This is a genomic window from Pseudarthrobacter sp. 01T43 (assembly GCF_056398665.1).
This window is the reverse complement of record NZ_JBFTPV010000002.1, coordinates 104,981-125,442: the sequence shown is the minus strand read 5'-3', so window position 1 is coordinate 125,442 and position 20,462 is coordinate 104,981. Positions and strand designations below refer to the sequence as shown.

21 protein-coding genes are annotated in these 20,462 nt (G+C 64.1%); 10 read left to right on the top strand and 11 right to left on the bottom strand.

Features of this window, described 5'->3' with window-relative positions; genetic code table 11:
• Together AC1DIM_RS02215 and AC1DIM_RS02210 are read right to left on the bottom strand one after the other, a co-directional pair.
• Window positions 1-3,150: a beta-phosphoglucomutase family hydrolase gene (locus tag AC1DIM_RS02215; RefSeq protein ID WP_477708860.1), complete on the bottom strand. Its 3,150-nt coding sequence runs from the start codon at window positions 3,148-3,150 to the stop codon at window positions 1-3.
• 11 nt (window positions 3,151-3,161) lie between these two features.
• The gene (locus AC1DIM_RS02210) at window positions 3,162-4,016 is read right to left on the bottom strand and encodes a hypothetical protein (RefSeq protein ID WP_477708859.1); all 855 of its coding nucleotides are present in this window, start codon (window positions 4,014-4,016) and stop codon (window positions 3,162-3,164) included.
• A gap of 289 nt (window positions 4,017-4,305) precedes the next feature.
• Here AC1DIM_RS02210 and AC1DIM_RS02205 point away from each other — a divergent pair, with 289 nt between their 5' ends.
• Window positions 4,306-5,043, top strand: a complete 738-nt coding sequence (locus AC1DIM_RS02205) for a DUF4386 family protein (RefSeq protein WP_477708858.1) — start codon at window positions 4,306-4,308, stop codon at window positions 5,041-5,043.
• A 313-nt stretch (window positions 5,044-5,356) separates the two neighbouring features.
• On the opposite strand, the gene AC1DIM_RS02200 is transcribed toward AC1DIM_RS02205, so the two are convergent.
• Window positions 5,357-5,767: a hypothetical protein gene (locus AC1DIM_RS02200; RefSeq protein ID WP_477708857.1), complete on the bottom strand. Its 411-nt coding sequence runs from the start codon at window positions 5,765-5,767 to the stop codon at window positions 5,357-5,359.
• A 91-nt stretch (window positions 5,768-5,858) separates the two neighbouring features.
• On the opposite strand from AC1DIM_RS02200, the gene AC1DIM_RS02195 reads away from it, so the two are divergent.
• Together AC1DIM_RS02195 and AC1DIM_RS02190 are read left to right on the top strand one after the other, a co-directional pair.
• Window positions 5,859-6,053 carry a three-helix bundle dimerization domain-containing protein gene (locus AC1DIM_RS02195; protein ID WP_477708856.1) on the top strand — a complete coding sequence of 65 codons (195 nt, stop codon included), beginning with the start codon at window positions 5,859-5,861 and terminating at the stop codon, window positions 6,051-6,053.
• Window positions 6,054-6,252: 199 nt separating this feature from the next.
• Window positions 6,253-7,440 carry a TerC family protein gene (locus tag AC1DIM_RS02190; RefSeq protein ID WP_477708855.1) on the top strand — a complete coding sequence of 396 codons (1,188 nt, stop codon included), beginning with the start codon at window positions 6,253-6,255 and terminating at the stop codon, window positions 7,438-7,440.
• 52 nt (window positions 7,441-7,492) lie between these two features.
• Here the strand turns inward: AC1DIM_RS02190 and AC1DIM_RS02185 are convergent, their stop codons facing one another.
• The gene (locus tag AC1DIM_RS02185) at window positions 7,493-7,756 is read right to left on the bottom strand and encodes an antibiotic biosynthesis monooxygenase (protein ID WP_477708854.1); all 264 of its coding nucleotides are present in this window, start codon (window positions 7,754-7,756) and stop codon (window positions 7,493-7,495) included.
• A gap of 166 nt (window positions 7,757-7,922) precedes the next feature.
• On the opposite strand from AC1DIM_RS02185, the gene AC1DIM_RS02180 reads away from it, so the two are divergent.
• Complete coding sequence (locus AC1DIM_RS02180; RefSeq protein WP_477708853.1) at window positions 7,923-8,771, top strand: SDR family NAD(P)-dependent oxidoreductase; 849 nt, start codon at window positions 7,923-7,925, stop codon at window positions 8,769-8,771.
• Window positions 8,772-8,835: 64 nt separating this feature from the next.
• Here AC1DIM_RS02180 and AC1DIM_RS02175 read toward each other — a convergent pair whose 3' ends face one another.
• Genes AC1DIM_RS02175 through AC1DIM_RS02165 form a run of 3 tightly spaced genes read right to left on the bottom strand, consistent with a single transcriptional unit; the run spans window position 8,836 to window position 11,971 of the window.
• Window positions 8,836-9,663 carry a VOC family protein gene (locus tag AC1DIM_RS02175; RefSeq protein ID WP_477708852.1) on the bottom strand — a complete coding sequence of 276 codons (828 nt, stop codon included), beginning with the start codon at window positions 9,661-9,663 and terminating at the stop codon, window positions 8,836-8,838.
• A gap of 26 nt (window positions 9,664-9,689) precedes the next feature.
• On the bottom strand, window positions 9,690-10,361 hold the full coding sequence (locus AC1DIM_RS02170; RefSeq protein WP_477708851.1) for a response regulator: 672 nt from the start codon (window positions 10,359-10,361) through the stop codon (window positions 9,690-9,692).
• Complete coding sequence (locus tag AC1DIM_RS02165; protein WP_477708850.1) at window positions 10,358-11,971, bottom strand: ATP-binding protein; 1,614 nt, start codon at window positions 11,969-11,971, stop codon at window positions 10,358-10,360. Before AC1DIM_RS02165 ends, AC1DIM_RS02170 begins: the two co-directional genes overlap by 4 nt.
• A 396-nt stretch (window positions 11,972-12,367) precedes the next feature.
• On the opposite strand from AC1DIM_RS02165, the gene AC1DIM_RS02160 reads away from it, so the two are divergent.
• From AC1DIM_RS02160 to AC1DIM_RS02150, 3 genes are all read left to right on the top strand, one after another.
• Window positions 12,368-12,730 carry a hypothetical protein gene (locus AC1DIM_RS02160; RefSeq protein ID WP_477708849.1) on the top strand — a complete coding sequence of 121 codons (363 nt, stop codon included), beginning with the start codon at window positions 12,368-12,370 and terminating at the stop codon, window positions 12,728-12,730.
• A gap of 172 nt (window positions 12,731-12,902) precedes the next feature.
• Window positions 12,903-13,463: a hypothetical protein gene (locus AC1DIM_RS02155; protein WP_477708848.1), complete on the top strand. Its 561-nt coding sequence runs from the start codon at window positions 12,903-12,905 to the stop codon at window positions 13,461-13,463.
• Window positions 13,460-14,089, top strand: a complete 630-nt coding sequence (locus AC1DIM_RS02150) for a TMEM175 family protein (RefSeq protein ID WP_477708847.1) — start codon at window positions 13,460-13,462, stop codon at window positions 14,087-14,089. Before AC1DIM_RS02155 ends, AC1DIM_RS02150 begins: the two co-directional genes overlap by 4 nt.
• 34 nt (window positions 14,090-14,123) lie before the next feature.
• Here the strand turns inward: AC1DIM_RS02150 and AC1DIM_RS02145 are convergent, their stop codons facing one another.
• Window positions 14,124-14,879: a lysostaphin resistance A-like protein gene (locus tag AC1DIM_RS02145; RefSeq protein ID WP_477708846.1), complete on the bottom strand. Its 756-nt coding sequence runs from the start codon at window positions 14,877-14,879 to the stop codon at window positions 14,124-14,126.
• A 197-nt stretch (window positions 14,880-15,076) separates the two neighbouring features.
• Here AC1DIM_RS02145 and AC1DIM_RS02140 point away from each other — a divergent pair, with 197 nt between their 5' ends.
• The 3 genes from AC1DIM_RS02140 (at window position 15,077) to AC1DIM_RS02130 (ending at window position 17,146) form a co-directional block, all read left to right on the top strand.
• Window positions 15,077-16,216, top strand: coding sequence for a PDDEXK nuclease domain-containing protein (locus tag AC1DIM_RS02140; RefSeq protein ID WP_477708845.1), 1,140 nt, complete (start codon window positions 15,077-15,079; stop codon window positions 16,214-16,216).
• A gap of 230 nt (window positions 16,217-16,446) precedes the next feature.
• Complete coding sequence (locus tag AC1DIM_RS02135) at window positions 16,447-16,707, top strand: hypothetical protein (protein ID WP_477708844.1); 261 nt, start codon at window positions 16,447-16,449, stop codon at window positions 16,705-16,707.
• A 31-nt stretch (window positions 16,708-16,738) separates the two neighbouring features.
• Window positions 16,739-17,146, top strand: a complete 408-nt coding sequence (locus AC1DIM_RS02130; protein WP_477708843.1) for a CAP domain-containing protein — start codon at window positions 16,739-16,741, stop codon at window positions 17,144-17,146.
• Window positions 17,147-17,252: 106 nt separating this feature from the next.
• Here AC1DIM_RS02130 and AC1DIM_RS02125 read toward each other — a convergent pair whose 3' ends face one another.
• The 3 genes from AC1DIM_RS02125 to AC1DIM_RS02115 all read right to left on the bottom strand — a co-directional run bounded on the left by AC1DIM_RS02125 (window position 17,253) and on the right by AC1DIM_RS02115 (window position 19,896).
• On the bottom strand, window positions 17,253-17,492 hold the full coding sequence (locus AC1DIM_RS02125; RefSeq protein WP_477708842.1) for a DUF2188 domain-containing protein: 240 nt from the start codon (window positions 17,490-17,492) through the stop codon (window positions 17,253-17,255).
• Between the two features lie 217 nt (window positions 17,493-17,709).
• Entirely contained in the window at window positions 17,710-18,390 is a 681-nt protein-coding gene (locus AC1DIM_RS02120) for an MBL fold metallo-hydrolase (RefSeq protein ID WP_477708841.1), read from the bottom strand.
• Window positions 18,391-18,525: 135 nt separating this feature from the next.
• Window positions 18,526-19,896, bottom strand: a complete 1,371-nt coding sequence (locus AC1DIM_RS02115) for an aldehyde dehydrogenase family protein (RefSeq protein ID WP_477708840.1) — start codon at window positions 19,894-19,896, stop codon at window positions 18,526-18,528.
• Between the last annotated feature and the right edge of the window lie 566 nt (window positions 19,897-20,462).

Below are 20,462 nucleotides of genomic sequence, written 5' to 3'. Positions count from 1 at the left end.
TCAGCCGGCAGCAAGCGGAAACTGCCGGGTCTCGCCGGCGCCGAGGAGGGTGCGGTCGGAGCCGACCTGCAGCCAGATGGCGGGAGCGTCCCCGGGGGCAGCTGTCAGGGTCAACAGGCCATGCTCCAGATTGACTGCGAGCAGATGGTCCCGGTATCGAAACTCGAAGGACACTGTTCTAATCCCTTTCGGCATCTTCGGGGAGAAGAGAAGCCCGTCACTGGTAAACCTGAGGCCTGCGAAGCTTCGCTGCACCACGTCGATGGTTCCTGCCATCGCGCCAAGATGGATGCCAGTCCGGGTAGTGCCTCCCTGGGTGTCGTCAAGGTCCGCACTCAGGGCCTCACGGAAGGTACTCCAGGCCCGCTCCGGATCCTTTGCCGCCAGCACCGATGCGTGGGCCACCCGGCTGAGGGTGGAGCCGTGCGCCGTGCGGGCCAGATAGTAGTCGACAGTCGCTTCAATCTGGGCACTGGTCACGTCGTAGCCGAGGCCGGCCAAAAACCGCGTCAGTTCCTTCTCGCCCAGGACATAGAGCAGCATCAGCACATCAGCCTGCTTGGCCAGGCGGTACCGGTTGGTGCTGTCCCCCTCTGCTTCCAGGATCAGGTCCAGGCGTTCGATGTTTGTGTAGGCGGTGCGGTAGTGCTCCCAGTCGAGTTCCTGCAGTTGTTCGTAACCGGCAAACTGGCTGATGATGCCGTCATGGAACGGTACGAACATTCGTTGGCTGATGTGGCCCCACCGTGCCACTTCCGAAGGAGTAATGTGCAGGCGCGCTTGGAGCTCGTCGAGGTCGTGTCCCTGGAGCATCGTCATGATGCCACATGCCTGGGCACATACCCATGCGGCCAGCACGTTCGTGTACGCGTTGTCGTCCAGCCCTGCCCCGTCTTTGTCCGGGTGGCCCGTGTGATATTCGTCCGGACCCATGATGCCTCGAAGATGAAACCTGTCCTCCTGCCGGTCATGTTCGGCCATGGAGGTCACCAGCCGTGCCACCTCCACTAACAACTCGGCGCCGTGGCGCAAGAGCCATTCCCTGTCCTGGGTGGCCAGAAAATACTGCCATGCGTTGAAGGCGACGGCGAGGCCTGCGTGCCGCTGCAGGTGTGAGTAGTCCGGCACCCACCGGCCCGAGCGCCGGTTGAACAGCCAGAGGGGAGTCTCCTCCCTCCCGTCGCTCCCGCTCTGCCAGGGGAAGAGTGCTCCGCGGAGCCCTGATGCAGCGGCAGCCTCGCGGGCCGCCGGCAGCCTGCGCCAACGGTAGTTGATCACGGAACGCGCCACGAAGGGCATCCTTGACGTGAGGAGGGGCAGGACGAAGAGTTCATCCCAGAAGATGTGGCCGCGGTAACCCTCCCCGTGCAGCCCGCGCGCGGGTACGCCTGCGTCCTGTTCAGCGGTGTGCGGGCTGAGCGTTTGGAGCAGATGGAAAACATGGAGGTTCAGGATGAGTTGTATCTGGGGGCTGCCATCAATTTCGGTGGCGAACAGTCCAAGGAGCCTGCCCCAGGCATCCTCATGCTCGGAGAGCAACTGCTCAAAGTCGTGGGCGGCAGCCCTGAGCACAGACCTCACAGCCACCGCGGGCGAGGAAATTGCGTGGTCACGGGAAGTGACCACTGCCGCCGTCCTGGTGATCACCACGGGCTCTGCTTCGGTCAGCTCAAGATTCCAAGCGCGGTAGTAAACCCATTCCTCCTCCCCCGGCCCGCCGTCGTCGTTCTTTCCGGAAATTTCGGTACGCACGGCGGTGGCGATCCGGATGTGGCTTTGGCTTGTTTCCACTTCCACAACCGGGACCGGGCCTGCCGGGTCTGACACGCCCAGGCGGACCAGGTGGTGGTGGGACAGGAGCGCGTCCTCCGGGACGTTCTCATTGGTGACTCCACAGTCCACTCCGCTGCGGATCTCTGCCGGACCGCTCCACCCCACGGCAGTGAGGGATGTGCTGAGAGCCATCAGATGCGGTTGGGCCATCGACACGAACCTGCGCTGACTCACGGCCAGCCGCCGCCCGTCCGGTGCCTCCAGAATGACATCCCGTTCGAGGATCGCCCGGCGCATGTCGAGCACCCGCCGTTCCCGCAGAACTTTCAGGCCGCCCCTGGACCACCAGTCGGATCCCTCCAGCCGCACGTCAAACACCAGCCAGTTGGGAGCATTGACCATGTGCTCGTCCTCGACGTCCTGGCCCTGCACCCTGCTCACCAGCCGGTTGTAAACGCCCGCAAGGTATGTTCCGGGGTAGTGGATATCGCTCATCCTGCTTTCGGGAGCAGCGCCGCGGACAGCCAGGTACCCGTTCCCCAGGGTGGTCAGCGCCTCCCGGTGTCCTTCCTGGGCAGGATCGTAGCCTTCATAGACGAGGCGCCACGGGTCGGTGAGGACGCGTCCGAGGTCCAGCTGCCCCACGTCAGTCAGTACGACGTCGGCGCCCGCCGCCTCAAGGTCGGCTCGCTTGTCGGCCCGGTCAATGCCGACAATCAGGCCGAAGCCGCCGCGCCGGGCGGCCTCCACCCCGGCGATGGCATCCTCGATCACCACGGCACGGGCCGGCGGGACCCCCAAACGGTGCACGATTTCCAGCAGCACCGCCGGGTCAGGTTTGCCGGGAAGGCCCAGCTCGGCGGCAATGACCCCGTCCATCACCAGGTTGAAGGCGCCGGCGAGGCCTGCAGCCGCCAAAACAGCGGACGCATTACGGCTCGACGTTGCCACGGCCACGGGGATCCGTGATGCGCGCAGCCTGTCAATCAGCGCCACCGTTCCGGGAAAGGTGCGAACACCATCCCGTCCCAGCAGTTCTTTGAAGATCCGGTCCTTGAGCTTGGCCAGGCCGTGCACTGTTAATTCCCCCGCAGCGTCGCCCGGCTTGCCGTCCGGCAGTGTGACATGACGGGAGGCCAGGAAGGACCGGACGCCGTCTTCACGCGGCCTGCCATCCACGTAGTCCAGGTAGTCAGCCGCGCTGAAGGAACCCTGTTGGGCCTGCCCGGTAAGCCGCGGGTCTTCCAACACCTCGTCAAAAAGTTGTTTCCAGGCCGCCTCGTGCACGCTTGCCGTGTCCGTCACTACCCCGTCGAGGTCGAAGATCACAGCATCGAAAGGCGACAACGCTGCGGCGGCCGTGGGCGAGTCAGCCATGGCGTGCCCGTTCAGTTCCCGGTTTGGGCATCGAGCGGTCTTTTCTTTGTTGGCCGCTGATTCTCCTCCGGCGGCTGTGCGGGGAGTTCCAGCTTGAGCAGGTGCAGGCCGCCGAGGATGCCAAAGAACGTGGAGAGGCCAAGCGAAAGTAAGAGCGCCTGAAGATTGATGTCCGCAGCAAACAGCGGCTTCACGAGCTCACCCAGCGCGAGGGAAAAGATGAGGGTGAAACCCAAAACGTAAAGCGCTGGCAGGAGGAGCAAACCCAGCGGCCGGGACTTGAACGTCAGGACAGCCAGCAGCCGGAAGGCAGGCATGATGAAGCACAGGTCAAGGATGAAGACCGAGTACAGGGAATCAATCTGGTTCCGGGCGCTCATGAGGGGCAGCAGCATCGCTATCCAGAGCGGATAGAAAATCAGCGGCTGCAGGAGCGCCCCCGCGGCAGACACAATCCGAAGGGCGCGGGGAAGCGTCGGCAACCCCGGGTCCCTCCTCAGGCCTGTTATGGCCGCCATCAACGTCCAGAAGGAGAGAGCGAAGATTGCCATGTAGACCAGATAGAACCCGTTGTAGGTTCTCTCGATGACGTAAATACCGTAGGCGTAGAAGAGGTAGCCAAGGAGGCCCAGCGCAAAAATTTGGCTTTTGGCGCTCCCGTGGCGGGCCCTGAATGCCAGGAAAATCAGTCCAACTGACGCCGCAACGGAGATGAGGTCCTGCGAATAGGCACCGGGAACGAGGCCAGGGGTGACCACACCCGAATAGATCCCGGGATCGGCGACACCCCGGACGGCTGCGGCGAGGGCCAGAAGGCCGATAGCCGCCCAGAGTGCCCGGTGATATCGAAGATTGCCGATCACCACCTCATGACCTTCCTGGAGACGCGATGGAAGCAGCCGCGCCTCCCCACCGGCCGGAGGAAGGGCGCTGACCGCGGTACCCAGTGCCCACTCAAGCACCGGAACCCGCGCCCCGGCAGAGTCTTTGGTCCTTCGCAGCTGACGACGCCGGTGGTCTGGGAACCGCCTCCTGGATCGCCGTGTGCCGGGCTGAGGCAGCCGGGATTCCTGCTGCGGGGCGCTGGCTGCGGATCTCCGGCTGCGGGGCCCTTCGGCCCTGAACATCCGGCGGAGTCCCCACTAGCCTCGCTTCATGAGTGAACCGAAACATCCCCGCAGCGCGCGCCTTCGTGCCCCGGCTGAGAAAGCCGGTGACTCGTGGCATGGCCTGTACCAGTTCGCAGGCGTTGCCGCCGTCCTGTTTGTGCTGCTGCTGATCGCAGCCTTAATCATCGATTTCATCGCGCCGCCCCCGGTGCACGGTGGCACGCAGACGCTTGAATTCATTGCCGCCAATAAGGCTCTGTACATTGCCGAGCAGCTGCTATGGATCGTCCCCGGCATCCTGCCGGTCATCGTGTACGCTGCACTCTTCGTGGCCCTGGCCCCGCTTGGCAGGAGCCTGGCACTCGTGGCGGCCGTCGTGGGAGGTCTGCCCTGGGCCCTCTTACTAGCCGTTCCGGTTTCGAGCCGGGGTTCCCTCACACTCGTGTACCTCAGCGACATGTATGCGAGCGCGGGCTCAGAAACGGCGCGGAGCGTCTTCGCCACGGCGGCGGAAGCGATCATCGCCGAGAACAACACTCCTGCCGTGGCCGGCCTTCTGTCGCCGGTAGGAACCTTCCTCATTTCGCTGGTCATGCTCAAGGGTGTACTGCCGCGTGCTGTGGCCTGGCTCGGGCTCGTGACGGGTGGCCTTGGTGTGTTCAGCGAAGCATTGCGTTTTGTGCTGCCGGAGTTTTATTGGGCGTACGGCGTGCTGCTGTGGGCATGGTTCATCGCTGTAGGCGTCAGCCTGATGCGCCTTCGAACCACGACTGGAGACAGCTAAGGGTGCACGCAGGTAGCCCCAAACCTGCGAATTAGGTAGCGACTACTCGTGTACCCGTCCCCGCCTGACCCTAGTGTGGGAAACGGGGTCGGCGGTGAGTGGTTCGTACCGAGACCGTGCGCACCGCCCCCAGCCACCGTCGGCCCCCTTCACAACAACTTGCCGGCTGCCCGGTAAACGCAGCGTCCGGCGTGCCACCGTTCCGCCGCCGAGCCGACGGCGCCACGAAACCCCAAGGTCCGGATACAGGATTTCCCCACTTCCACTCAGTACGCCGCAGTCACCTCAGCGCACCTTGCACGTCTATGTTCCATCAACCCTTGGTGTGGGCGCGCAGGCCTCCGATGAGTCCTGCAAGTGCTGCCGGCAAGGCGATGAGACCGGCGATCTCAGGGGCCACGGACGGGCCCGTCAGAATCATGATCGCCATGCCCACCAGCAATGCCGGCGAGGCCACGCAGACCGTCACCCAAAGCGGGTTACCGCGGACCTGCGACCAAACAGCTGATGCAAGCGACATGGCTGCCCCGGCGAGCATGACCAGCCTCCCCACACGCAACCGCTCAATGAACTCCGGGTCCGGAGAGTAGGCGAAAAACGCTGTCCGTTCCAGGGCAATGGCTGTTACGACGATGGCTCCAAAAACCAAGGCCGCCCAAGGCAGTGATCGTCCCCTCCACCAGGGGCGGACGACATAGCGCTCGTTGCCGTTTTGCGAACTCATCACAAGGTGAGCCTAGCGGCCCCTCAGTCAGGGCGCATGGGATGGCATAAGCCTGTTGACTGTCCCGGGTGCCGGGGTTGAAACTTTGGGAATGACCAAAGAACCCGAAGCCCGGGCGCTCATGGCAGTCATGGACCGCCTCGCCGAACGCTTCCCCGACAAAGATCGCTCGGCCATAGAGCAAATCGTTGCCGAAGAGCACGAGCTGCTCGACGACGGTCCCATCCGGGACTACGTCCCCGTCCTGGTTGAACGGGCCGCCAAGCTCCGCCTTGCACATCCGTAAGACCTCGGGGTGACCTCGAATCGGTTCGATTTCGGCTGCCGTCGCGGTTAGAGTGTAGGTACGTAAGGGAGTATTCCGAAGCGCTGCATACGTCAACACGTCAGGCACAGATGCCTGGCCGGGTGCAGCGGCCAGCCGGACGGCGGGCGGAGAGACTTACCTGGCTCTCTGCTACCCACCTTACGAAAGCGGGCACACGTTGACTGTTCCTCCCCTGATCTGGGGCATCACAATTGTGGTCATTCTGGCCCTGCTGGCCTTTGATTACTTCTTCCACATCCGCAAGGCCCACGTCCCCACGCTGAAGGAAGCCGCCATCTGGTCCGGCCTCTACGTGGGCATCGCCATCATCTTCGGCATTCTGGTTGTGGTCTTCGGCGGATCGGCCATGGGCTCGGAGTATTTCGCCGGGTACATCACCGAGAAGGCGCTCTCGGTGGACAACCTGTTTGTCTTCCTGATCATCATCGCCAGCTTCCGCGTTCCGCGCGAGGACCAGCAGAAGGTGCTGCTGTTCGGCATCGTGTTCTCACTGATTGCCCGCACCGGCTTCATTTTCCTCGGCGCGGCACTGATCAATTCCTTCGCCTGGGTCTTCTACGCCTTCGGCCTGATCCTGCTCCTCACGGCCGGCAACCTGCTCAAGCCCGAAGCTGAGCACGGCAGCGAAGCGGATAACTTCATCATCCGTCTGGCCCGCAGGTTCTTCCACACCACCGATCACTACGACGGCGACAACCTGTTCACTATGGAGAACAGCAAAAAGGTCCTGACCCCGATGCTGCTGGTCATGGTGGCCATCGGCGGCACGGACATACTATTCGCCCTGGATTCGATTCCGGCCATCTTCGGCCTGACCCAGAACGTCTACATTGTCTTCACCGCAACGGCGTTCTCCCTGATGGGCCTGCGCCAGCTTTACTTCCTGATTGACGGACTGCTGGACCGCCTGATCTACCTCTCCTATGGCCTTGCAGCGATCCTGGCCTTCATCGGCGTCAAACTGATCCTGCACGCGCTGCATGAGAACAACCTGCCGTTCATCCACGACGGCCAGCCGGTCCCGGTCTTCGAGATCACCACGGGACTGTCCCTGACCGTCATTATCGGCGCGCTGGTCATTACGGTGGTGGCATCGTTGCTGAGCAAGGCAGGCAAGGCGCAAACCGCCATCAACAACGCCCGGCGCCACGCCGTCAGCTACCTGGACCTCGAATACACTGCGGATCCCGCCGAGCGCGAGCGTGTCTACAACGCCTTGCTGGAAGAAGTACGGCAGATCGAGCAGATGGACCCGAAGTACCGCAACAAGGCCAAGGCAGTGGAAACCATCCGCACCGAAGTGGCCGAGGCGCACCGGCAACACGAGCAGTACCTGGCCCGGTAGCCTTGCGGCTTCGTGGCGGCGGAGCCTGCGCCGCCACGAATCAGCAACCCGGCTAGGCTGTCACCTTGTTCACCAGTTCGTGTTTCTCCGGGGTGACCTCCACCGGCAGGTTKGGCCTGACGTTGTTGTCGAACCAGGCATCGTGCTGTTCGGCGCTCTCCCAGACTTCCACAACGGTCATCCCGTCTTCCTTTTCCCAGGCGTAGTGCGCGATGAACCCGGGCGTGGCTTTGAGCTTGTCGACGAGGACGGCAGCGATTCCCTCATATTGTTCCCGGGTCAATCCGGTCACTTTGTTTTTGACCAGAACAGCCATGGCATGCTCCTCAATATGCTGCTGCCGGCCGGGCGGGTGGACCCCACGGACAGGGCCGGCACGTGCCGATCTTACGCCCCAGGGAACGGCGCTGATAGGCGTGCGGAAAGGGACCGCGGGACTGTCGCCACTTGCTCTCCCCGGCCGCTGCGAGTATGAGGGAAGCATGAGTTCGCAACGAATTGATCTCCGCGGACGCGTGGCGGTGGTGACCGGGTCCACGCGCGGCTTGGGGTTTGCCATGGCACGGCTTCTGGGGAGTCGGGGGGCAACGGTGGTTGTGGCGTCGAGGTCGGACGTCGACGTCGCTGCCGCCGTCGAACGCTTAAACGCAGAAGGGATCGCGGTGTCCGGACGTCGCTGCGACACCGGTGAACTGGCCGACGTAGAGGACCTGCGTGACGAGGCCCTGGGCCGGGGGACGCTTGACATCTGGGTCAACAACGCCGGAACCTCCGGTGTCTTCGGCCCGACGGCTACCGCTCCGGTCGATGACTTCACGCGAGTGGTGCGTACCAACATTCTCGGCACGTTCCACGGCTCGAGGGTTGCGTTGCCCGTGTTCCTCGACCAAGGCCACGGCGATCTCGTCAACGTCTACGGCCAGGGCGACCAGGGGCCGGTGGCGCTGCAGAATGCTTATGCGTCGAGCAAGCGATGGGTCCGCCAGTTCACCGAGACGTTGCGGCGGGAGACCCGAAGGACCGGCGTGCGGGTGCATGGTATGAACCCGGGGCTGGTGATGACGGACATGCTGGGGCACGTCACGTCCCAGCCCGGGTACGAGCAGCGGCTGGGCGGACTGCAGGTGGTTGTCGGACTTTGGGGGCAGACCCCAGACGACGCCGCGCGTCCGCTCCTCAACCTCGTGACGTCCGACGCCGCCGAGTTCCGGGATCTGACCAAGAGGACCATGGTCACCCGCGGGGTGCGAAACGCGCTGGCCGGGCGCCTCCGCAGGTCCAACCGCATGCCCCTGGATGTCACCGTTCTCGGTGCGGACCGCGACGGCTAACCGGGCCGGAAAGCCCCGGCTGCAAAGCCGTCGGTCCGGAGCTGGCGAGTGTTGCCTGGTTCGCTCATTCTGATGGCGGTGTGAACTGGCTGGCAGTGAACTCTGCCCCTTGTGGATCGCGGATCAGTGCCGTCCGCGTCCACTCTGTGTCACTTTGGCTAAGCACCTTGGCGCCAAGCCGTTCGGCCTCAATCACCGTCCGGTCGCGGTCGGCGACCGTGAACGAGACGTGCCAGTGCGGTGTTTCGTCCGGGGCGGTAGTGGCGATCCAACCGATCGCATCTTCGAAGCCGGGCGGGGCGGCCAGCACCGATTGCCGCGCCCTGATGCCCGGATCGACTGTGGCCTCAAGGTGATCACCGTAACCGGGCCGGCGGATCGTCATCCCGAAGCCCAGGTCGTCGAACTGCCAGCCGAACGCTTCCTCGTAGAACGCCATGGCCGCGCTGGGGTCAGGCGTGTGCAGATCGCTGAAGTTCCAGGCGCCTGGCTGGTTGGCCACTTGTGCCCCTAGGCGTCGCCTGGCCTGCCAGATCCGGAACTCGGCGCCCTCCGGGTCAGTCAGCGCCGCACTTCGTCCGCCCTCCCCCGCATCGGCAGGCGCCGACCGCAGCCTGGCGCCGGTATCAACCAATCGCCGCACTGCGGCATCCGCGTCCTCGACGGCTACGTAGGTGCTCCACACCGCGGCGCCCTCCCGTGCGCTGGCCACCCCGCCGACGTCCTGGCCGTCGAGCTTGGCTATCAAGTAGCGGCCCGGCGCTCCCGGTGGCATGACGTCCTCGAATGTCCAGCCGAAGAGGCCGGCGTAAAAATCGACGGCGGCCTCGACGTCAGGCTGCTCGGTATCGATCCAGCATGGGACTCCGTGCGGGTAGGTCCGTGCGGTCATGTGTGGCTCCCGTCCATGGCGAAAGCTTACAACTCGACCGGCACGTACGTATTCACCGGCCGGCCCGTGGTGCCGTAGGCCAACTTAAGCTCCAAGAGTCCCTTGCGCTCCAGTTCGCTGAGGTATCTCTGCGCTGTTGGGCGGCTGATTCCGATGCGGTCGGCAATGTCAGAGGCACTCGTAGGTTCGCCAGCTTGGACCACAGTATCAAGGACTTTTTGCATGGTGGGCGGGAGACGGCGGCTGCCGGCGGCCCGCGATGGTGCACGCCGGAGGTTGAAGAGCTGGTCGACGGCAGCCTGGTCGGCGACGGTTCCGGCGCCTGCTTCCCGGCGCCAGCGACGGTACGCCTCGAGCTGGGTCTGGAGCTGTTCGAAGCCGAAGGGCTTGACGAGGTAGTAGACGGCTCCCCCGCGCATTGCCGCCCGTACCGTGGCCAGGTCCTGTGCCGCCGTGATCATGATGACATCCAGGTTTTCCCCGCGGGCCTGGAGGGAACGGAGGAGGCTGATCCCGTCCTCGTCCGGCAAGTAGACGTCAAGAAGCAAGAGATCCGGTTTGAGTTCGGCGATCGCAGCGCGCGCGGCCGCCGCCGTGTGGGCCTCACCGACGCATTCGTACCCCTCGATCCTGGCCACCCGGGCGGCGTGGATCCGGGCGACCCGAAAGTCGTCATCGACCACCAGGGTGCGAATCATGCCGGCCCCTCGCCCAGGGACGCGGGCTCGCGCACCGACACTTCGGTTTCGGGTTCGGGCAGCCAGACTTCGAAGCGTCCTCCGGGCCCGGGGAAGACATCCAGTGTTCCCCCGGCCCGGCGCACGATCCTGGCAACCAGCGCCAGGCCGATGCCCCGCCGCGTCCCGGGACGCTGGTTTTTCGTGGTGAACCCGTCCATGGCCACGTCATTGAGGACCTCCGGCGGGACGCCGGGCCCATTGTCTGTCACGGAGATGAAGATGCCGGCGGAATCGTCGAGCTGGAGCGTGACGAGCCTGGGCGTGGCCTGCTCGGCAACGGCGTCGACGGCGTTGTCCAGCAGGTTGCCGACGATGGTCAGGAGAGACTGGGCGTCCAGGAACGGCTGCCGCAACTCGGAGTCGTCCGTGACCGTGACTTGCACGTCGTGCTCAGCTGCCAGGGTAATCTTCGCCAGCAGCAAGGCCGCCAGTTCCGGCGGTTCCACCCGGGAACGCAGGCCTTCGCCGAGGAACCGCGAGGTGTCCGAAATGCCCGAGACGAACCGGCGCGCTTGATCGACGTCGCCCATTTCCAGCAGGCCGCCCACAACGTGCAGTCGGTTCGCGTACTCGTGCTCCTGCGCGCGGAGCGCTTCCATCAGGCCTTGGACGGAGCGTAGATCGCGGACCAGCCCCTCTACCTCGGTCCGGTCCCGCAACGTGACGACCGCGCCGATGCTTCTTCCGCCCAGGCTCACGACCATCCGGTTGGCTACCAGCAGCGCGCCGTCCGTGATCACCGCCTCGTCGGTGCCGCCCAGCTCGCCGGTCAGGACGGACAGTAGCCTGCCGGCGGGAAGCAGATCCTTGAGCCGCTGGCCGACGACGCTCCCGTCCAGGTGCAACAGGCGGCGAGCCTCGCTGTTGATCACAGTGATTCGGCCGTCGTCGTCGACGCCGATCATCGCCTCGCGGATGCCGTGCAGCAGGGCTTCGCGGTCCTGCAACAGAGAGGCGATCTCGGCCGGCTCAAGGTCGAACGTCACCCTTTTGATCCGCCGTGCCAGCAGCAGCGAGCCGAGGGCACCGATCAGTAGCACCACTGCCGAATAGCCGGCGATGAGCCAAATCTGCTGCCCACGGTCCTGGTCCTCGGTGGTCTCCAGGATGCCGACCGAAACCTGGCCGATCACGCCGCCATCCGAGGCCCGGACGGGCGCCTTGGCGTTGGCGGATGGCCCAAGCCGCCCCGGCTCGGTGCCGACATGATTCTGGCCATCCAGTGCGTCCATGGGCTCGTGCAGGACCTCGCCGACAAGAGCCGGGTTCGGGTGGGAATAGCGCACGCCGTTCCGGTCGGTGACAATCACGTAGTCCGGATGCGCACTGGCCTGCACGTCGGCTGCGAGCGCCTGGATCGACCGCGCAGGGTCGCCGTGCTGCAGTGCTGCCGCGACCTCGGGCATTTCGGCCACGGTGGTGGCGATTCCCAGCGCCCGAGCGCGGTATTGGGTCTCCAGGGTCTGGTTGCTGATTCGGTCGTAGAGGAACGCCCCGCCGGCGACCGTCAACAGCAGGATGCACAGCACCCACACCAGGATCTGTGATGCGAGCGGCTTAGCCCTCAACCGTCGACCCGGGATCCTCACCTTGCCCGTCTCTTCCTTGAGCCGGGCCCCTAATGCTGAACAAGAATGATCCCGGCTACACATGCCGCGCAACTACCGGGCACGCTTAGTCTCCTCCTACACCTCACCCAGTTTATGTGATACGGCCCACAACAGGATGGTGTCCGGACGCACAAAAGCTTCAAAACACGAATGATGGATCTTAACCTTCGCAAGGCACGGAAGCCTTGGGCCCCGGCTGTCGCGCTCCTATCGTTGAAACATCAGAGGTGATGTGGTTCAAAGCCGGTCAAACCGCCACGATTGCCACCAACACCTACCCACCCCGTGCCGTCGCCGCGATACCGAGGCCGGCAGTCAGGGCGCGAAGGTAGGAATCGTCAAAGGACTAACCAAATGAACAAAATCATGCGTGTTCTCGGAACTACGACGGCGACGCTGGCTCTGGGCTTGGGCGCAAGCGCCCTTCCGGCGAGCGCGGCAAGCGCAGCCGCCCCGGCCTCCCAGGACTGGAGCCACAGCTCGATGAACGACCGCCACCACATGAAGGACAATAACCGGCACGACGCCCAACACGGCTGGTGGGACAACGAAGGCCGCTGGCACGACTGGGCCGACGGATCGGGCTGGCGGGACGACAACGGCAACTGGCGTGCCGACAATGACCACAACGGCTCGTGGATGGGGCGCGACGGTTTCCGGCATGACAAGGACGGCTTTTTTGACCATCAGGGCCACCACCACGCTGGAAGGCCGTAACTCGCTGACTGTGCTGACCTCCTCCTGAGGCCGCACACGCATTTGGCCGGAGGACAGGCTTGTGCCCGTCCTTCGGCTGATGTTCGCCGCGGTGTTGCCCGCTGATAACCAGGAACTGATTCCGATGTCGGGGGCGTGGGCAACTCCGGCCGTTCGGGCGGATGATAGTCCCATGCAAAGGATCATCGCGTGGCTGGCGGCAGCCATCGTCATTACGCTCATCTTTGGAAGCGTCTATGTCACGCTCCAGCAATTCGGCCGCCACGCAGCCAATGCGGCCCCCGCGGCGGCCGCGGCGGCACAGGTTCAACAGATGGGCTCCGGGCCGACGGCGGGACCGCGGCTGGAACTGACAGCAGACAGTGGGGTCTTCGTCATTGTCTTCGGGGAGGACAACAAACCTACATCCACGACAGTGATCCTCCACGGTGTACCTCCCGTCGTTCCCGCCGGGGTGCTTGAGACGGCAAAAGCCTTGGGATCCGACGCCGTGACGTGGCAGCCGGAGCCGGGCCTGCGGATGGCGGTCGTGGCGCGGCAGGCACCAGGAGGGGTCGTCGTCGCAGGGCAGTCGCTGACGCCTTTCGAGGACGGCGACCGGATGAGCCAACTCTTCCTGGCGGCCGGCTGGCTGGGCAGCATGGTTGTCCTCGCCGGGGCATTCGCAGCAGCAGCTCTGGCCAGGCGCCGCCACGACGGAGTTCACGCGGCTGCTTTGGAGGGGGCCCCGTGAACAAAAACCGCCTCGAGGCGTTCAGCGATGGCGTGCTGGCCATCATCATCACCATTATGGTGCTGGAACTGCATACGCCCGACGAACCGAGCTGGCATGGCTTGGCCGCTGTCCTGCCCACTTTCCTCAGCTATCTGCTCAGCTTCGTGTACGTGGGAATCTACTGGAACAACCACCACCATATGATCCACTTGGCCGGCCCGGTCAACGGCGCAATCCTGTGGGCCAACCTGCACCTGCTGTTCTGGCTTTCGCTATTCCCCTTCTCCACCCGATGGATGGATGAGTCTGAATTTGTGCAGGTTCCGGTCCTGATCTATGGGCTCAACCTCCTCTGCGCCTCAATCGCCTACTACATACTGCAACAGGCGCTGATCCGGCAGCAGGGCAGGGACGGTGCCCTTGCGCAGGCTGTCGGCCGGGACTGGAAGGGCAAGGCCTCGCCGCTGATTTACCTCGTGGGCATCGCAACCGGGATTGTCCAACCGTTGTTTGGCATTGCTGTATATACGGTGGTGGCGCTGATCTGGTTAGTGCCCGACCGCCGGGTTGAGCATTTCGTCACCCGGGCGCAGCAGGCCGACGGCGTTACTGACCGGGCCGAGGACCCCAGCGCCCCAGCGTGACGGTATGTCCGCCGGCTGACGTGCCGCGTCATTTTCACGGCGTGAGGGCGTAGAAGATGACCCAGTTCATGCCGAGGTTGAATCCGGCGTGGGCCACTACTGCACCGGCCAGTGATCCGGTCAGCCGCCGGAAGCCGTAGAACACCAGGGACGCCGCGAACATGGCAGCCACCCAGAAGAGAGCCGGGAGCGGCAGGAACGCCCAGGCACCGGCAACAAACACCACCCCGAAGTGAGCCAGATGGGTGACGGCGAATGCGGCCGAGTCAATCAGCGCTGCCCGCCGGTCGCCGAGTTGCGCAGCGAAACTCTCGTGGGCCACGCCGCGGTACAGCACCTCCTCCCCGATCGGGCTGAAGAGCATCCCGATGACGGCGAAGATGATGAAGTAGATGAGCCGGTCGTCGTCGGAAGGTGCTGCCGGCACGCTCGAGTACGACAGTGCGATGTACGCAAACGGGTGGGACAGGCTGTGGCCCCACACGGCGGCGGCCATGTAATGCACTGCCAGTGCGGTTGACACGCCGGCCATCACGGCCGGCACCATCCAGCGCCACCGTGTTGGCCACACCATGCCGATGCGGCTGCGCCCCTCCCTGGTCAGAAATACCCACGGCAGCGCGATCATCGCCACAAACACGACGCTGACAGCCTGATAGCTGCCCGTCACGTTTGCCTGCAGGACCAGGGCCACCCGCACGAGCCCGAAAAGGACGAGCAGCAGAATGCCGGTGCGCAGGTTCAGCGGGAGCAGCGAGCGGAACGGCGCCCGGACAGTCAGCGTGGTCATACCGTGAGTGTAGGGCGAGAGGAGCAAGTCCCGCCGGACACGTGGAACATCCGCCCTCGTGTCTGCGGCGCCTGAATCGGTGCTCAATCAGCGCACCCCGGCCGTAATGTCGGCCCCCTTCGGTAGCTTCGAGGCAAGCAACCCGAACACGGAAAGGGCCACTCATTACTTCTCCTATTAGCCAGACCGATTCCAACATGCTGGACATCGGGCCCGGCACGCGCAAGCATGCCGGCGCTGCGGCGTTCTCAGGAAATCCGGCGAAGAGCACCATGCCGGAGTGGTATCCGGAGCTGCTCGCATCCGTGTCGCGGCAAGTCACCACGGGCCGTTCGAAGGCAATCGCCGCGGCAAATCTGGAGCTATTGAACAGCTACCTGGCGATCGGTCACGAGATCCTTGGCCGCCAAGGCAGCGAAGGCTGGGGAGCGAAGATCATTGACCGGCTGTCCGCGGACGTCCGTGCCCGGTATCCCGAGAGCACCGGCTTCTCGCCCAGAAATCTTAAGTACATGCGGGCATTTGCCTCAGCGTGGGCGGCGGAGGCAATTGTGCAAGCGCCGCTTGCACAATTGCCGTGGTACCACCACATCGCGCTCCTTGAGAAGCTCAGCGATGCCGATGCCCGCCTCTGGTACGCAGCCGCCGCCGTCGAGCATGGCTGGTCCCGGAACGTGTTGGTGCATCACATTGAGACTCAGCGCAGGGAGCGGTCCGGAAGAGCAGTAACGAATTTTACGGCGACCCTGCCGCCGAAGGAGTCCGACCTGGCACAGCAGTCTTTCAAAGACCCTTACGTCTTCGATTTCCTGGCGATGACGGACAGGCGCAACGAGCGTGAGCCCGAGAACCAGTTGGTTGACCACATTCAAAAGTTCCTGCTGGAACTCGGCCAAGGATTTGCATTCGTGGGCCGCCAAGTGCGGCTGCAGATCAACGCCCAGGAGTTCTTCGCCGATCTGCTTTTCTACAATTTCAAGCTTCGCTGCTTTGTGGTGATCGAGCTGAAGGCCACCGACTTCAAGCCGGGATACCTCGGCCAGCTTGGCATGTACATGGCAGCAGTGGATGACCTCCTCGCCCACACCGATGACAAACCCACCATTGGCCTTCTGCTCTGCAAGTCCAAGGACAATCTCGTGGCCGAGTACGCGCTCCGGACAACGCAAATGCCCATCGGCGTCTCCGAGTGGAAAACCGAAATCGTGGAGTCGTTGCCCGAGGAATTCGCTGCCACCCTGCCCAGCATCGAACTGCTCGAAGCCGAGCTCTCACAGAACCTTGCATCGGAAGCTCCGGTCAGCCCTGGAGAATCACCGCKACAGCCCCAGCAGTAGCCTGAAGCCGCCGGCGAGGCCCCCACTATACCGGGCACCTCTTGCCGCGTTCATCTGTGTCGTGAGCAGCATCACTCAATGTGCGGCGCGGGGCGGGCAGTCGGTACTGTTCGTCGGGTGCGAAAAGACAAGAGCCGTATCGCTGCCCCCCTGATCACCGTCGTTCTGGCTGGTGGACTGCTAACCGCCGGTTCCGCTCCCGCCGGCGCAGCCTCCTGGCCTTTCGGCTGGTGGAACTGGAGCACCGCCACCGTCCAATCACCGGCTTCTGCGAGTCCCTCCGCAACTCCCACGGCTTCGATGTCCGAACCGTCTCCGTCCGCCAGTGCTACCGCGCCGACGACGCCGGCACCCGCTGCGGAACCCGCAGCACCGGCCCAGGTTCCGGCACCCGCGGCGCCGGCTCCAGCTCAACCTCCCGCACCCGTGGCGCCGGCGCCAGTTCAGGTTCCGGCACCCGCGGCGCCCGCCCCGGCCCCAGTTCCGCCTAGGCCGGCTCCCGCGGCTCCGGCAACCGGCGGCATGGCGTCCAATGCTGTAGCCCTGCGCTCCTTCGAGCTCATCAATCAGTACCGGCTGGCCAACGGCCTCGCCGCGCTTCGCTACAACACCGGACTCGAAGCCGTGGCGCAGAGCTGGTCAAACACCATGATGGGCGACATCAACGCCCAAGGCAGCGCCGGTTTCCGGCACAACCCGGACGCGGCCGCCCAGATCCCGGCCGGCTGGACCCGTTCCGCGGAGAACATCGCAGTGAACGCCAGCGCAGATGCACTCTTCGGTGCGTGGAAGGCCTCCCCAGGCCATAACGCCAACATGCTCAACGCCAACCTGACCGACTTCGGCTTCGGTTCGGCGCGGCTCTCCGCCAGTTCGCCGTACGGGGCGCAGTTGGTCGCCACTCAGAACTTCGCCACTTACGGGACATAAGCAAAAGAACGACGGCGGAAGGCCGCCGTCGTTCCTTAACACCACAAATTCCCAACATGGCGAACGACGGCAGGAGAATCCCACCGTCGCCCACTGCCCTTTTGATTCAGTTCAGGTCGAATTCCCGGTAGGCGTGCCCGTCCCGGGCGTGCATCACCAAATGCGCCGGCTGCGATCCGACGGCCAGGTGCGCAGCGGCCAGGGCTTCCTTCTGAGTGCGGAAATACTGGTGCTTGCTGGTCCTGAACTTATGCAGGTCCCACTTGTTGCCATCCGTCCCGTCGCAGGGTTGCACATGGAAAATGGCGCGCTTCACTGCCTTTTTTTCGAGCGTCGCTGTGCTCATGACGATCTCCATCCGCGATTCTTTCTTGTTGGACCAGGCTCCGCCAGGGCGCACACTAATGGCCGCAGCACAAGCCATGGAATCAGTCCACTCCGGCAGGGACGGAAAAACAAGCCCCCTGGCGCAGTACTCCTTCTGGATCTGTCCTTCGGACACCAGAAGTCCAGCCAGGAAGACGCAATCCACCGCTGTGCCAAGCAGGCGGCGCGTTTCGATCTCACTCCCCCATGGGTGTGGCAATCAGTACACGCAGTTGGGCGACCGGATCGGGGATCTCTGGCCCATGGGAGAAAAGCATCCTGATGGGCTGCAATTCGCTGAGTTTGCGGAGCGAGAGTTCAGCCTCGGCGGCATCCGCGGTGAACTGCGAGGGAGCCCGCGTCATAGCCCCTGTCACTATGGCTACTGCGTCCCCAACGAACAGCACACCTTCCTGCTCATGCAGCAGGCTGATGTGGCCTTTCGTGTGTCCCGGCGTCTGGAGCACGCGCAGGCCACCAACAAGGTCCCCCTCCACCAGTGGGCGGATCGGGGCAGCTGATGGGATGTCGGGTATGTCAGAGGCCCCGGCCCAGACGGCGGCTCCCCGGGCCTGTGCGGACACCTGGTCCAACCCGCCGACATGGTCTGGATGCGAGTGGGTCAGGATGACATCAGTGACGTCCGACCATTGCGCACCGACCCTCTCCAGCGCGCGGTCGATGGCGATCACGCTGCCCTCAGGTCCGGTGTCGATCAAAGCCAGCCGGCCAGGGGCTCCAACAAGGAAGCAGCGCACGTCAAGATCCAGCTCAAATGGCCCGACAATTCCCGCCGGCAAATGGATCTGTTGAATGACAGGCTCCACAAAAATACGAGGATCAGAAGCCTCGGTTTCTCCAAATTCGTTCTCGGCCATGAGGGCATCCTCCCACCGCATGTCCGCTTCTGGAAGGCACGAAGCGACTACCGGCGGCGGATCGACGCTTGAACATGGACCGGGTGGTTGGCCTATTTGGTCGTTGACGCTGGCTTTGAGATTCCGATCTCCCCTCTAAACGACAGGGTGGACGTATGTCTTGTACTCCTGGAACTCCTCGAGTGCTCGAGGTCCCCTAAGGCGGCCCAGCCCGCTTTGCTTGAACCCGCCCTCCTCGAACTGGTCGGCCATGACGGCCCAGGAGTTGGTCCATATGGTTCCGGCCTTAAGTCGTCGGGCCACTCGGAGGGGCCGGTCGACGTCCCGGGTCCATATGGCCGCGGAGAGTCCGTAACGCGTTCCGTTGGCCAATGCGACGGCCTCGTCCTCGTTGTCGAAGACCTCAAACGTCGCAACGGGGCCAAAGACCTCTTCTTGTACGAGTTCGCTCTCGACGAGGTCGACTTCGAGGAGGCTCGGGAGGTAGAAGGCACTGCCGTCTGCAAGGAGGCCGCCACGGACCAGCGGCTTCGCTCCCGTGTCGATGGACCTGCGTACAAACTCATCGACACGGCGGGCACTGGCTGCGTCGATCATGGGACCCATGTCGCTGGCTGGATCGTCGCCGGGGCCCACCACGACGGCTTCGAGGGCCGCGGTGAGCCGTTCCCGAAGCTTGCCGCTGACGCCGCGCTGGGCGAGGATCCGGCTGCCGGTCATGCAGAACTGCCCGGCAAAGACCGTCATGCCCTTTGTCAGGACGGGCACAGCCGCTTCGAGGTCGGCGTCGTCAAATACGATCATGGGTGTCTTTCCGCCGAGCTCAAGCAAGACCCTCTTGAGCGTGGGCGCAGCGCCCGCCATGATCTCGCGGCCTACACGGGTGCTTCCGGTGTACGAGAGGGCACCGACGAGCGGCGACGTTCCAAGCTCCCGGGCGAGCAGGTCCCCGGACTCGGTGAGCGAGCTGAGGACACCGGCCGGGAGACCTGGGATGTCGGCATAGATCTCGTGGAGGATGCCATTCACGAGCCCTGTCTGCGAGGGCATCTTCACCACTGCGGTGCAGCCGGCGGCAAGCGCCGGGGCAAATGAACGGACCGAGAGGATGACTGGCGAATTCCACGGGACGATGACCCCTGCAACGCCGATTGGTTCAGGCACTGAGGACATGTGTAAGCCCGCGCGGACCTCCGCGGCGCGGCCCGTTGAGGTCAGCGCGAGGGCGGCGCAGTAGCGGAGCGTCGCGGGCGCGCCTCCCACCTCGCCTTGGGCCTCCTCGACGAGCTTCCCGTTCTCCCGCGAGAGCATCTTCGCCAGCTCGGGGCTGCGAGCCTCAATACGGTCGGCGAGCTGATTAAGCACTTTATGCCAGAGCTGCCTGTCGGATGCCCAGTCAGTCTGGTCAAACGCCCTGCGGGCGCCCGAAAGGGCGGCCTGCACCTGCGCCGTATCGGCTTCCGTGTAGGTCCCAAGAGCGGACCCGTCCGCTGGCGACCGCGACACGCTCCCTTCGGAGTCGACGATGAGTTCGCCGTCGACAAAGTTCCCCGCTTCTGCCGCCTGCGCCCCGATCGTCATGTCCGTCTCCTTACGGTGTGGCGCACGCCTTCACGCCGAGAGCCGCCGCCGGAGGCTCGTCCAACCGGGCTACTCGTCGGCATCAGCTAGTGGACTCGCAGATATGGGTGGCCAGACAATGAGGCTACTGCCACGGCGAGCTAACGACCAGACTTCAACCAACACCACCATCCTGGGACTGCTGGAGAGGTGTGAGATCGGTGGCTTGAAGGCGGCAATCGAAAAGTATTAGACCATTTGATACCGCAACCGTTCATCCAGCCCAGTCACGGCCATGCCCGTCATAGTGGGCGAAATCGCTATGGGGTTGCGCATAAGCAAACCAAGGTGGCCGAAACGCTCAGCAGCGGCTCTATGGAAACCGGACGAAGCTATTCGGGGCGTCGGCGCCCAGTAGGTCGTGATGAAAGACGATGGCGTCCACCGACCACTTGCCGGCGCCAAACGTTTCTGCATCCAGTCAGGACATAGGCTTGCCCCAGACACCCGAA

Coding starts and splice junctions, on each gene's coding strand:
- AC1DIM_RS02125 (WP_477708842.1), bottom strand. CDS start 17,492: ATGAGCACAGCGACGCTCGAAAAAAAGGCAGTGAAGCGCGCCATTTTC.
- AC1DIM_RS02180 (WP_477708853.1), top strand. CDS start 7,923: ATGAGTTCGCAACGAATTGATCTCCGCGGACGCGTGGCGGTGGTGACC.
- AC1DIM_RS02215 (WP_477708860.1), bottom strand. CDS start 3,150: ATGGCTGACTCGCCCACGGCCGCCGCAGCGTTGTCGCCTTTCGATGCT.
- AC1DIM_RS02200 (WP_477708857.1), bottom strand. CDS start 5,767: ATGAGTTCGCAAAACGGCAACGAGCGCTATGTCGTCCGCCCCTGGTGG.
- AC1DIM_RS02205 (WP_477708858.1), top strand. CDS start 4,306: ATGAGTGAACCGAAACATCCCCGCAGCGCGCGCCTTCGTGCCCCGGCT.
- AC1DIM_RS02160 (WP_477708849.1), top strand. CDS start 12,368: ATGAACAAAATCATGCGTGTTCTCGGAACTACGACGGCGACGCTGGCT.
- AC1DIM_RS02170 (WP_477708851.1), bottom strand. CDS start 10,361: ATGATTCGCACCCTGGTGGTCGATGACGACTTTCGGGTCGCCCGGATC.
- AC1DIM_RS02145 (WP_477708846.1), bottom strand. CDS start 14,879: ATGACCACGCTGACTGTCCGGGCGCCGTTCCGCTCGCTGCTCCCGCTG.
- AC1DIM_RS02175 (WP_477708852.1), bottom strand. CDS start 9,663: ATGACCGCACGGACCTACCCGCACGGAGTCCCATGCTGGATCGATACC.
- AC1DIM_RS02130 (WP_477708843.1), top strand. CDS start 16,739: ATGGCGTCCAATGCTGTAGCCCTGCGCTCCTTCGAGCTCATCAATCAG.
- AC1DIM_RS02195 (WP_477708856.1), top strand. CDS start 5,859: ATGACCAAAGAACCCGAAGCCCGGGCGCTCATGGCAGTCATGGACCGC.
- AC1DIM_RS02120 (WP_477708841.1), bottom strand. CDS start 18,390: ATGGCCGAGAACGAATTTGGAGAAACCGAGGCTTCTGATCCTCGTATT.
- AC1DIM_RS02155 (WP_477708848.1), top strand. CDS start 12,903: ATGCAAAGGATCATCGCGTGGCTGGCGGCAGCCATCGTCATTACGCTC.